This window comes from Dentiradicibacter hellwigii, assembly GCF_041770905.1.
In the GTDB taxonomy this organism is placed as follows: Bacteria; Pseudomonadota; Gammaproteobacteria; order Burkholderiales; family Rhodocyclaceae; genus Propionivibrio; species Propionivibrio hellwigii.
Genome location: NZ_JBEUWX010000002.1, coordinates 860632 through 872830, shown reverse-complemented (window position 1 = coordinate 872830; position 12199 = coordinate 860632). Strand labels below are relative to the sequence as shown.

Here is a 12199-nt window from a genome sequence, read left to right as displayed (position 1 = left end):
GCCCTGTTTACAAGGACCTCCGGGCAGGTGTTTTATGCTGATAAGGCGCGATGGAGCGAGAGCAACATGCCCGCCGTGGCGCCCCAGATAAAACGCTGGCCGTAGGGAATGGCGAAAAACCGGCGCGAGGCGCCACCGTTGCGAACGACGAATTCACGATGGTTGGCGGCATCCATCAGAAACGCCAGCGGCGCCTCAAAGGTATCGGCAACTTCGAACGCATCAAGTGTCAGGGCAAAGGGCGGCGTGACGAAGGCGACGACGGGCGTCACCCGGTATCCCGTAATCGTGTGATAGTCGGGAAGATAGCCGATCACCTCGACATGCCGCGATGGCAGGCCGATTTCCTCGCGTGCTTCGCGCAATGCGGTCGCTGCCGGCGAATCATCTTCCGGCTCGGCGCGCCCGCCGGGAAAGCTGATCTGACTGGGATGATCGCGCAAATGATCGGTGCGCTGCGTAAACAGAACCGCAAGCCCCGTTTCACGCAGAACCAGCGGAACGAGCACTGCAGCGGCAATTTGGCCATCTCCGGCGCGGCCTTCATCGCCAAATGCCGTGGCCGCCACCGGCGCCGGCGAGAGCGCCCGCGCCAGACGCTGGCGCTCAGCGGCAAATGCATTTTGTTCAGGCATTTTGGCCATCATGTACTTATGTACGTTATGCGCGTGCGGAAGACCGGCGCATTGCTAGTAATTCTTCCTGAGCGTCATGGTATCGCCATTGCGCTGCATTTCCATCCGGTTCAGAAAACTCATGCCGAGCAGCACCATCGGCATATCCTGCGAATGCACCGTGGCTTCGACATCGTTGAGTACGATGTCGCCGACCCGCACGCTATGCAGGCGCACGCGCGAAACTTCCGCAACGCCGTTGGCCGTTTGGGCAAACCCTTTTTCCCCCCGCGTCGGATCGACCCCCGCGCGGCGCGCATCGGATGCGCCCATGGCGACCGTCGACGCGCCGGTATCGACCAGGAAGCGCATACTCGCACCGTTGATACTGCCCGTCGTCAGAAAATGGCCGCGCCCGTCCGCGGTCAGCACGGTCGTCGCCCGCCCGCCCGCCGTGGCGCGTACGGTAACGTTCTGCCCGATACGCAAGACCCGCTTTTTACCGTCGACCTCGATCGTTGCCGTATCGCCGCCCGCCGCCAGTACCTTGACCCCATCGGCCGTTTTACCGCCTACGGCCACTGTGCGCGGGGCGCCGCCATTGATGGTCAGCAGCGCCTTGCCGGGGAAAATGCCGACCAGACCGACATCCGCCGCCGATGACGGCATGGCAAAAACGCCCCCGTACAGGCCAATTCCGCATACAAGGCACGCGCGCACAGCACGGAAAATATGACCGCGAAAACTCATGACTCCCCCTGAGTAGTGAAATTTACTTTTATTTCTTGTGCCGGACGACGACACACTGATAAACGCCTGCAAAAATGCTCCGCTTTTCCCAGACATAGCGCTCAGGATGCTCGGCATAGTGACTGATTTCGTGATCCCACATCGCCTCTGCAAACGGCTCCAACAGGCGATTGACGACCTTGAGGATATAGCGAATCGGCTGCCATTTTGCCGGATTGGCGTAATCGACGAAAACCAGTTTGCCTCCCTCCGGCATTTGCCGCAGCATGTTATTCACAATCTCATGTTTTTTCTCATCCGGCACCTCGTGCAGCAGGAAAAAGCTGCAAATCAGATCATAGTGCTGCCCCTGACCGTCAAACGAGGCCGCATCGGCGCGCATTACTTTCGCCCACGGCGCATTGGCCAGTTTTTGCTTGGCATGCTCGATCTGCACCGGCGTGACATCGGTCAGGAAGAAAAGCCCCTGCGGGCCGACCTTTTCGGCCGCTCGCCGAACCAGGTCGCCATAAACGTGCGCCACCTGCCAGACGCGCATACCCGGTTCGATTTCGTTCAAATACATGCGCATCAAGCGCTGGTCATTGAAAAACAACAAGACGCGGACCACCCAGTTGTGATCGAGCGCGCGCACCCATTTAGGATCCACATACGCCCAGTCATAGACTTCGACCATGTAGTCGGGAACGCCGTCGTAATACGGATCGACGGGCGCGGACGGCAAATTATCAGTCATGATTGCAATCTCGGAATACAAAATGTGCGGTGCAAAATCGCGGGTAAAACAGGGCGATTCGGGCGCACAACACGGAAAAACCGGCGCCGGGGATCCCGTAAATAAACAAAATACGATGCGCCGGGGAAGAAGTGATTATCCTTGCCGCTATCAGCCAGGTCAAACACTTGCAGCAAAATTGCCGATTCCCGGAAAATTTTATGCCGCCGCGCCCGCTCTCTGCGTGTCCTCTGGAGTCCGCGTGGATTGGGCGTTTGCGGACAGGCGCCTCTAAACCCCTTATAAATAAAGGGCTGGCGGGCAGGGCGCCCGGAGATGCCCTGTTTACGCGGGGTTCAAAGCCCCCCCTCTGAAACGCCCTAAATACGTGGGCTAGCGGGCAGGTGCCCTGAGACACTTTAAATATAGGAATTGAATTGCCAAGGCCTGCGCGCTGACTTCCACCCACGGAACTCCTCTTGATGCCGTTGCGCTGAGCGGCAGCGCGCCCCGCTGACTTTCCTACCTTCTTTCTTTATCTCGCCAAAGAAAGTCAGCAAAGAAAGGCGACCCCAGGCGCAGAAAACTCCTTGTCGCGAGTTTGCTTGGCGGCGGGCTTGATAACTCGCTCACGCTCAGACAATCAAGCCCGTGTTCCCGCCAAGCCGTCCCGCGCCTGCGGCTGCGCCTAAGGGGTTTCTGGCTGCTTCGTTGTTACCGTATGCGCGAAGGGATATACCCGGAAGCTCGCGTGGATAGAGCATTTCCCAATACCCCGTCTGAATCCCCCGTAGATAGGGCGTTTCCGGGCAGGTGCCTCTGAAACCCTTATAAATAGGGCGCTTTCGAGTAGGGTGCTTTGGGATGCCCTGTTTACGCGGGTTTACGAGCATCCTCCTCTGAAATGCCCTAAATACACGGGGTTCAGGGCGTCCATATTTGAGACACTCAAAACATAGCGGCTTAACTTTGCCAAAAGACAAGGCGGCGAGCCGCAGGCAGTACGAGTACGGCAAGGCGAGCCAACGCCGTATTTTGGCGAAGGAAGCCGCTATGGCTTGACTTTGCAAAAGACAAGGCGGCAGGCAGCAGGCAGTAGGCAGACCACTCAGTACGGCAAGGCCCGGCCAACACAGCAACGCCGTCTTTTGGCAAAGGAAGTCACTATCAATAGAGTAAAAAGGGTGCGCGTTCTTCCAGCCATTCCGTTTCATCGTGCCGTGCCATTGCGTCGAGGTCTTCCGGTCTCGTCTGCGGGTCGTCCACCCATTCCCGTAATAACGGGCTGCCGTTGATCAGGTCGATGGCCAGTCGGTCGTGTTCGTATTCGTAGGGAAAGTCGCGCCAGAGCGGGTAGTCGGGATCGCGGCGGCGAATGGCCTTGAAAGCAAGCGCCTGGAGCCGCCATGGACGAAACTCGCTGTGTTGGTAAGCGCCGTCATCGACATGAATCTGGATGCCGTGACACAGCGTGCCGGCGTGTTTGTGGAAAGTCGGCTCGAACCAGCAAGGCCGCAGACGGCAGCCTGTCAGCCAGTGCGGCGCCAGACGGTGCATTTCGTCAAGTAGCGCCTCTGCGTCAATGTCCGGCGCGCCGAAAAGCTCGAGTGGCCGCGTTGTGCCGCGTCCTTCCGAAAGCGTTGTGCCTTCGAGCATGACGGTGCCCGCGTAGCAGCGCGCCATGGATAGGTTGGGCGCATTCGGGCTGGGATTGATCCAGGCGCGTTCGCCAAGCGGCCAGCCAAAACCCGGCGCTTGCCCAGGCTGCCAGCCGTCCAGCGTAATGATTTCACAGTCGAGATCGAGCCGGCCGTCGGCGATAAACCAGCGCGCCAGTTCGCCCGGCGTCAGGCCGTGACGCATCGGGAGATGACCTGCGCCGACAAAGCTTTCCCATCCCGGCCGCAGTTTCAGGCCTTCGACGCAGCGGCCGACCGGATTGGGACGGTCGAGAATCCAGATGGTTTTGTGGTGTTCGGCGGCGGCTTCCAGCAGGTAGCGTAGCGTGGTAATGAAGGTGTAGATGCGGCAGCCAAGATCCTGCAAGTCAATCAGCAGAACATCGAAGGTGTCGAGCATCGCCGGCGTCGGGCGGCGCACCGTGCCATACAGGCTGAAAACGGGGATGCCGTGGCGCGGGTCGATAAAATCGGCCGATTCGACCATATTGTCTTGCTTGTCGCCGCGCAGCCCATGTTGCGGGCCAAAAGCGGCAGTAAAATGCAGCTCCCCCAGCGCGGCGAGCACGTCGAGCGCATGCTGCAGGCAGGCGTCCGTCGAAGCAGGGTGCGCCAGCAGGCCCAGGCGCTTGCCCGCCAGTCGGCGGCGTAGGGCAGATTCAGAAAGGAGGCGGTCAAGGCCGAAGCGTGTCGTCATGGCGCAGTATTCTCGTGTCTTACAGAACGTGCGGGTGAAGGCGCCAGCCTGAGAACCCAGGCGCGGCGGTCGTGAAAATCAGGGCGTTCGGCAGGATGGCGCAGCGCCCAGTAACTCAATGGCGGGGTGCCCGGCGTGCGCCTATCGGCGCGGGTTTCAACGATGGCACTCAAGCTAATAGCCAGCGTTTTGCCGCATAGCCCGGAGGGCAGCAGGCCAGGTCGTAGGACGGCGCTCAGTTGCAGGCAATTCGGCAAGGTGCGCAGCGTAATTTCCGGGGCAGGCGGGTTCGCCCTGTCCGCCCAACTATCCGCCGCCTTATCCGCCACCCTGTCTGGCTGGCGGTAAGCGGTAAAGGCATAAACCGCCCAGCGTCCATTCGGAGAGAAATTGAACTCATGGTAGGCAGTTTCACCCACCACTGAAATGAAAGCCTCGAAACAGGTATGTTGCCAAAGATGATCGGCGCGTATGCTCGGCCCGGCGGAGGGAATTTGCATGGCTGACAGATCGCCAAATAGGTCGAATGAAAAATGCAGTTCGCCATTCGCTGCATATTTTGCCGAGGCCGTCAGTGATTGAACGGACGGATCGGGCGTTGTAGGATGGCAGTGGAGCGGGATTTGCATGGAGAATGCCGTCTGGACGCGAATTTTTCTGGCGGAGATTTTAATCTGTCTTGCTGCCGAAAACAGTTTGACATTACAGCAATTACTGTAGAAACAGTCGATTGATGTTTGTTTATACAATACTATTTGACAGTGTTGTTCAGGTCGAACATACTTGCGAAACTAGTTTGGTGTCATTCCGTCAAAGTCGTTTGACTTATCCGAGGCGTCGGGGCAAAAAACGGCGGAGCCGCCCAAAGTACGACGAGCGCATCAGGTCGCATAAATCGTTTAAATGAATCACTATTCAAGCAGAAAACAGTGCCGCATAGTTTTGCCGGCAAGGAGGAATTAATGGCTTTCCTGAATATAAAGAAAGCGCTATTTGCCAAAAAAGATGAGGATATACAGGCGGCGGATTTCAAGAAAAATAGAAGGGTCAATACCGCCGATCCGGTTCTTGCCTCCGGGCGGCGTGCCGGGCAGACGGAGGAGGTCGCTCAGGAAAAACAATTACCGATCATTGGAAAATATCCTTATCCGAAGCAGAAAAAAATATTGTTTGTTTCGGCCACGGTGATTGGCGCGCTCTTTTTTATATTTTTTGTCGTGACATTTCTCTTTCTCGGACACAATGCAAGGATGCATTCGATCGTTACGGAAATGCAGATGCTGTCCCAGCGCATGGTTATTGCCTCCAACGCTGGCATGAAGGGCGATGAACGCGGCTTTGATGATGTCAATGAGTATATGGAGCGGTTCAGGTCCAATATTCTGGCCGTAGAAAACGAGAGTGCCTTGTGGCTGAACAATACGCGAGAGAAGGCCAATATTCTTTCCCGGCTGCAAAACCTGTGGCGCGATAACTTCGGTGAAGCCAATCGAGCCAATATGCAGCATGTGCTGGAGCAAAGAAAACAACTGGTCAGTATTGGCCAGAGCATTTCGGAAGTCGTAAAAAATGATAGTGAGGTAGAAAAGCTCATTTCGACCATCAATCGTGACTTGTCGATTTATGAGGAAGACAAGCGTGCTGTCAACTATTTTGGGCAGTTGGGGCCGCTGTATTCGCGTATGTCGAAAGCCGTTGGCATGCTGATGTCCGGTAATGTTTCGGCGCGCGCCGAGTATGCCGTGTTGGAACCGGATGTCAGAAAGTGGCTGCAAGTTGTCAGAGCCCTGAGGGAAGGCGACGCCTCCGCCGGTGTTCCGCCTTTTCGTTCTCCCGCCCTGTTGAATGCGCTTGCTTTGCTTGACCGGGTGGCGAGTCCCCTGTCGAAAATTACCGCAGAGTTACGTACTTCAAGCGCGGCGCTCGATAATGCTTATCTCGCCAATCGTCTGCTAGTTCAGGATTCCCGTTCCGTAGCGGATATCATCGGCGAGCTGGCCAGTTTTTATAGCAACCGCGGGCATGTGGCGACACTCGGCCCATTTTTGTTTGCGCTGGTCATCGTCGGCTTGCTGACGCTGTATTGCCTTGTCCGTGTTCTTAATCAGGAATCGCGACAGAAACACCTGCAATCCGAGACCGAAAGCCAAAAAAACCAGGCCGCCATTTTGCGTTTGTTGACGGAAATGGAGGGTATTGCCGACGGTAATCTCACCATGCGTGCTATGGTGACGGAGGATCTGACCGGGGCTATTGCCGACTCGATCAACTATACGGTCGATGAATTGCGCTCGCTGATTCTGGAAATCAACCGTTCTGCCGAACAGGTGACGCTGGTCAGCGGAAGAGCGCACGAGGTCTCGGATCAACTGTTGCGCGCCGCAGGAAAGCAGTCCGAAGAAATTGAAAACACCAACCAGGCCGTGCGCATGATCGTGCAGTCCGTACAGGGCGTGGCCGGGTCAGCGACACGGTCATCGAAGGTTGCGCAGGCTTCGCTATCGGCTGCCGAGCGCGGCGTGGTCGCGGTCAATAACCAGATCCGGGGCATGAACGAGATTCGGGAGCAGATCCAGGAGACCTCGAAGCGGATCAAGCGTCTGGGCGAGTCTTCGCAGGAAATCGGCGAAATCGTCGAGCTGATCTCGGATATTACCGAGCAGACCAACGTTCTGGCGTTGAACGCCGCGATTCAGGCGGCGGCGGCGGGAGAGGCCGGGCGCGGCTTCTCCGTTGTTGCCGAGGAAGTGCAGCGTCTGGCCGAGCGCTCGGGCGAGGCGACCAAACAGATTGCCGCCATCGTCAAAACCATTCAGTCCGATACGCAGGACGCCGTGGCTGCAATGGAACTTTCGACGCAGGGTGTGGTTGAGGGCGCGAAACTTTCCGACGCTGCGGGTTCTGTGCTATCGGAAATTGGCCGGATTTCGCACGAACTGGCGCGCCTCATCGAGTCGATTACGCACGAGACGGAAGACCAGAGTCTGTTGGCCGAGCGTGTCAATGCGTCCATGCGCGATATTCTCTCAATCACTGAGCAGACGATGCGGGGGACTCGTTCTTCGGCCGAGGCGATTGCTCAGCTGGCCGGTTTTGCTGCTGGCCTGAAGAGCGCGGTGGCGCGTTTCAAGGTATAAAGCCAAAGGTTTTCTCTGCGTGATTTTACGGGCCGCCTGCGGGCGGCCTTTTTTTGTCTCCTGCCTGAAATTTGGTTTTTGCGCGCGAGTTCCTTTTCAGATTCTGTCCGAGCTAACGCCCTGGCCGTTTTTTAGGCGATCCGGCAACGCCATAACGGGGCGGGAGAAGACGGATTTGAACGGGGGTGGCCTTCCATTCACGAAATGCGTCGATAAAAATATTGTTGCGGATTTTCAGCCGGCTACGTCTACCAATTTCGTCATCCGGACGAACTTTCAGCTATATCGCAACGAATCGAAAGTTACCGCATTTGTCACCGCTATCATGCCACCGTGCTTCCACATAACGACCGCCATGTCACCACAGAGTTACTACGTTCATGGCGCATTGTGCACTTCCATACAGTTATTTTGTCGTTAGAATATTTTTCGTATAAACGCTTACACTTTCATTTCTGATGGCTACTTCTTCGCCAACCATATGAATACTCTTACTTACTCTGGCACGGAAGCAGGAAAGTCTCTCTCAGTCTCTCCGCTACGTATTACCGACACAGCTTTTGTTGTAGCTGTTCCATCGCTTCCACATGGCGCACGACCCATTATCGACGATCAGTCTAGCACATGCGTGGGCTTCATCCATGAAAACACGAAAAATATCTGGCATATTTTTGACGTATCTGGTCAGTGCGTCGGGATCAAGGAAGCTCCGTTAGAAACGCCCCTCATTGATCCATATGACTTGATTTTGATAGGTCCTGCGGTAGTGAAGTTCATACGCGCTGGATTCAGTGCGGTCGCCCGACTCGCAACCGGGCGCGCAGCGTTCTCCACCACATCAGAGATTACAAGCAGGATATTTCCGCTTCTGCGCAGTAGATTGCAAGGCTTGTCAGTAAAGCAATTGCAGTTTACCGAGACAACGGCCAAGCACATGGCGAATCCCGGACGATTTGTGCCTATCCATATCCTCCACTTGGCGATCAAGTATGGAAAGCGAATGCCCGACCCACAGAAGATGGCGGGTATATTTCGATATGAAATCCAGATGTCCCGTTTTGTGAAGAGGGGCGCAACCTTTGTTCGAGAGCAAAAAACGTTGGAAGTTGTTGTGCGAGAGTCCGACTGGACAATTCTCCATTTTATGTACTATTGACAAATGCTAACCATTGATACAGATGACTTTCGGCTTCAAATAGAGCCTGTTTCTACGCGACGCGAGGAACCGGGAGGGCCATATCTTGAATGGATCGACGTACGCATCAGCCTAACAGTGCCAGGCATTCAGGCGGAAGGGCAATGGAGTGTCATGCCTGATGAGTTGCGGAATTTTCAGCAACAGATTCAATCCATGCAAGCACAGCTTCAACCAGGGCAACGAGCGGAGTTAACAGGTGTTGAGTCCGGGTTTGAGCTGATCTTACGAACACTTGATCGAGGTGTAATCCTAGGTGATTGGCGTTTCCAGCCAGTACCACCCGATGGAGCATGCATCACTGGGCTTTGTGGGCTGGATCAGTCCTTTTTGTACGAACTGCTCCAAGGCATTGAATCTCTTCTCTCATTCACCAGAACGAGCAATTCGGCGTAGTCAAGGCGGATTCGCGTTTCAATATCCCGGCGCAGCGTAGCAATCATCAAGGAGAAAACGGGAACGAAGCTGACACGAAACGAGGCCGTAAAACCGAAGCAATAAGTGCGCCAGGTATCCGGCGCCGGCCATAAAGTTGAATGCGTGGGAAAGGGTGATGAAGTGCGCTCTTGCAGACCTGACCCGCGTATGGCAAAGCCATACTGGCCATGATTGCTATGTAGGCGTTTGGCTATCCTCAAACCGGCAGGGGTCGATCAATAAAAACAGTTGTACATACACCTTTGGTTGGCCTAGGATTCAAATCGCGACCATCGTTCGCCCCAGTGCTCATTGACGTTCAACCGCGGACGGGCGGGCGATGGCGCAATCTTTCCGATGTATGGCCTGTGCTTAACAATAGGAGGAGGTTTTCATGATGACTCGCAAACGTATGGTGTCGACCTTGCTGGCGTTTTTCTTCGCCCTTTTTTCGTCGCTCTCCCTAGCGCAATTTGCTGACCGGAAAATCCGCATTTCGGCGGGCGTGCCGGAGGAAAATCCGGTATCCGTTGGCGTTAAAAAGATGCAGGAAGTGCTGAACGCCAAATCGGGCGGCAAAATGAAACTGACAGGTTATTACAGCGGTATCCTGGGCGGAGACAACCAGGCGGTTCAGGCATTGCGCAGCGGCACCCAGGAAATGGTCATCACCTCAAGTTCTCCGCTGGCCGGCATGATTAAAGAATTGGGCATTTTTGATCTGCCCTTCCTGTTTGCCAATGAAAAAGAGGCCTACGCTGTGCTGGACGGCCCGGCGGGCGATTACTTCAATAAACGGCTGGAAGAATTTGGCCTGGTCAATCTGGCCTATTGGGAAAACGGCTTTCGTAACCTGACGAACAGCAAGCGCCCGGTTGGCAAGCTCGAAGACCTGGATGGGCTGAAAATCCGCGTGATGCAGAACAATATTTTTATCGACGCATTTCGTGAATGGAAGGCCAATCCCGTTCCGATGCCCAAGCAGGAACTTTATACCGCACTGGAAATGAGAGCGGTCGACGGGCAGGAAAATCCTTACATCGACATCGAAACCAACAAGATGTTCGAGGTGCAGAAATACCTGACAACCTCGCGCCATGCCTATACGCCGTGGCTGATCCTGTACAGCAAGCCGCTTTGGGACAAACTGAGCGCGGATGAACAGGCCGCGCTGCGCGAGGCCGCCATTGCGGCGCGCAAGGTTCAGCGTGAGGCCAACAAAACGCTTGATGACAAGGCGCTGGTTTCCCTCAAGCGGCAGGGCATGGTCGTGAGCGATCTGGACAAGCAGGAACGCGAAAAAATGATGGAAAAGGTCAAGCCGGTTTACGAGAAAAACCTGGCGACCTATAACAAGGAAGTGTCCGATCTGGTTTTTGGCGAACTCAAAAAAATTCGCGGCAATTGATCCGTGGGCATCATGGTGCGCCATTCATGAAATCTTTTGTTGATTTCTGGCGGACGCAAGCTTCGGCAATGATGGGCCACCGTTTTTGATGCAAGCGGGCAATCGGCTGCATGCGTCGAAGGCGGGTGCCGAAGCGCGTATTGAACGGCATAAGAGACAGCGATGAGAGACAGCGTATCGATGGCGCACCGGCGGATCTTGCGATCTTGCTGATTTTGAGGCCGTGCCGATTACAGGCATCATTCACGCAGTATGGTTTTCATGTTTTTGCCCGCGATGCCTGTCAATGGCACGGCGATTCTGGAGATTGAGCAATGAATATTGAAAAGCGTCATCTGGCGATTCTGCCCAAATGCTACGCTGCCAACAGCATTGTGGTCGACGGCGAACGTCGTATTCTGCTGGCTTCCGAAGGCGATGCGCCCTGCCTGGCCTGGCGGGGGCCGGACTATGTTGAGTCGCACACCGTCTGGGAGGGGCCGGGCGGAACGATGGCGATCGTCCCTATTCCCGGAACGCGTGGTGAATTTCTCGCCGTGCAAAAGTTCTATCGCATGTTCGACTGGGAAGAGGCCAAGGTCGTGCACGTGCGCCCTGACGGCGCGTGCGGATACAAGGTGACCGATCTGGTGCATTTGCCTTATGTGCACCGTTTCGATCTCCTGACCGTGGGCGATCGCCACTATTTCATCGCCTGTACGCTGGCAACCCAAAAAAAGTCTATCGAAGACTGGTCAAGTGCCGGAAAAATCTGGGTCGGTGAATATACCGGTCCCGAAAAACTTTCACTGGCCGTGCTGAAAGAAGGGATTACCCAGAATCATGGTTATTACCGTCTCGTGACGCCGGACGGCGTGCGGGGACTGGTGACCGGTCGGGAAGGCGCATTCGAGGTGACGCCGCCGGATGGCAAGGGACGCGGATGGACGGTCACGCAGTTCATGGATTGGCCGATCAGCGATATTTCGGCGATCGACATCGACGGTGACGGCGAGCTCGAATTTGCCACGATCGAACCATTTCATGGCACCTACTTCCGCATCTACAAACGGATCAACGGCAGCTTCCAGAAAATTTTCGAGCATCCGGAAGTGACCGAGTTTTATCACGTTGTCGTCGGCGCAAGGCTGGCGGGCGTTCCGGTCTTTATCGGTGGCTGCCGGCGCGGCAGGCAGGAGTTTTTTTATGTACGTGCCGATCCCTCGAACCCGTCGAAGCTCAAGCCGGAACTGATCGAAGCCGGCGTTGGCCCCAGCAATGTCTATGTGCTCAATGAAGCGGGGCGGGACATCATCGTCGCCGCCAATCGAGAAACGGACGAAGCTGCGTTGTATATCGTTACCCCGTAGGCGCTGTTTATGGCGGCTTCCTTTGCCAAAATTACTGCCTTGTCTTTTGGCAAAGACGAGCCGTTATGAGGCTTTTGAGGCACACTTCTGAACCCCGCGTGGATAGGGCGTTTCCGAGCAGAGGCCTCTGAAGCCATTATAAATAAAGGGCTAGCGGGCGGGGTGCCCGGAGATGGCCTAAATATAAGGGGTTTCAGGCACCTCCTCTGAAACGCCCTAAATACGTGGGCTTCAGGCC

Annotated in this window: 11 protein-coding genes; 6 read left to right on the top strand and 5 right to left on the bottom strand. The window is 55.6% G+C overall.

Annotated elements, in window-relative coordinates:
* Positions 1 to 32 precede the first annotated feature (32 nt).
* The 3 genes from ABCS64_RS06315 to rquA form a co-directional block, all read right to left on the bottom strand.
* Positions 33 to 635 (bottom strand): CoA pyrophosphatase, encoded by a 603-nt coding sequence (locus tag ABCS64_RS06315; RefSeq protein WP_418891028.1) that lies wholly within the window; start codon positions 633 to 635, stop codon positions 33 to 35.
* 54 nt (positions 636 to 689) lie between these two features.
* On the bottom strand, positions 690 to 1283 hold the full coding sequence (locus ABCS64_RS06310; RefSeq protein ID WP_418891027.1) for a retropepsin-like aspartic protease family protein: 594 nt from the start codon (positions 1281 to 1283) through the stop codon (positions 690 to 692).
* A gap of 109 nt (positions 1284 to 1392) precedes the next feature.
* Positions 1393 to 2100, bottom strand: a complete 708-nt coding sequence (gene rquA, locus ABCS64_RS06305) for a rhodoquinone biosynthesis methyltransferase RquA (protein WP_418891026.1) — start codon at positions 2098 to 2100, stop codon at positions 1393 to 1395.
* Here rquA and ABCS64_RS06300 point away from each other — a divergent pair.
* Complete coding sequence (locus ABCS64_RS06300) at positions 2099 to 2374, top strand: hypothetical protein (RefSeq protein ID WP_418891025.1); 276 nt, start codon at positions 2099 to 2101, stop codon at positions 2372 to 2374. The two genes, rquA and ABCS64_RS06300, sit on opposite strands and share 2 nt — an antisense overlap.
* An 872-nt stretch (positions 2375 to 3246) precedes the next feature.
* On the opposite strand, the gene ABCS64_RS06295 is transcribed toward ABCS64_RS06300, so the two are convergent.
* The gene (locus tag ABCS64_RS06295) at positions 3247 to 4455 is read right to left on the bottom strand and encodes an exo-beta-N-acetylmuramidase NamZ family protein (RefSeq protein ID WP_418891024.1); all 1209 of its coding nucleotides are present in this window, start codon (positions 4453 to 4455) and stop codon (positions 3247 to 3249) included.
* Entirely contained in the window at positions 4452 to 5084 is a 633-nt protein-coding gene (locus ABCS64_RS06290) for a DOMON-like domain-containing protein (protein ID WP_418891023.1), read from the bottom strand. Before ABCS64_RS06290 ends, ABCS64_RS06295 begins: the two co-directional genes overlap by 4 nt.
* Before the next feature lie 333 nt (positions 5085 to 5417).
* Between ABCS64_RS06290 and ABCS64_RS06285 the strand changes: the two genes are divergently transcribed.
* The 5 genes from ABCS64_RS06285 (at position 5418) to ABCS64_RS06265 (ending at position 11961) form a co-directional block, all read left to right on the top strand.
* Positions 5418 to 7592 carry a methyl-accepting chemotaxis protein gene (locus ABCS64_RS06285; RefSeq protein WP_418891022.1) on the top strand — a complete coding sequence of 725 codons (2175 nt, stop codon included), beginning with the start codon at positions 5418 to 5420 and terminating at the stop codon, positions 7590 to 7592.
* A 481-nt stretch (positions 7593 to 8073) separates the two neighbouring features.
* Positions 8074 to 8748: a hypothetical protein gene (locus tag ABCS64_RS06280; RefSeq protein WP_418891021.1), complete on the top strand. Its 675-nt coding sequence runs from the start codon at positions 8074 to 8076 to the stop codon at positions 8746 to 8748.
* 3 nt (positions 8749 to 8751) lie between these two features.
* Positions 8752 to 9183, top strand: coding sequence for a WapI family immunity protein (locus tag ABCS64_RS06275; protein ID WP_418891020.1), 432 nt, complete (start codon positions 8752 to 8754; stop codon positions 9181 to 9183).
* 415 nt (positions 9184 to 9598) lie between these two features.
* On the top strand, positions 9599 to 10612 hold the full coding sequence (locus ABCS64_RS06270) for a TRAP transporter substrate-binding protein (RefSeq protein WP_418891019.1): 1014 nt from the start codon (positions 9599 to 9601) through the stop codon (positions 10610 to 10612).
* Between the two features lie 314 nt (positions 10613 to 10926).
* Positions 10927 to 11961, top strand: coding sequence for a hypothetical protein (locus ABCS64_RS06265; RefSeq protein ID WP_418891018.1), 1035 nt, complete (start codon positions 10927 to 10929; stop codon positions 11959 to 11961).
* Positions 11962 to 12199: the final 238 nt, after the last annotated feature.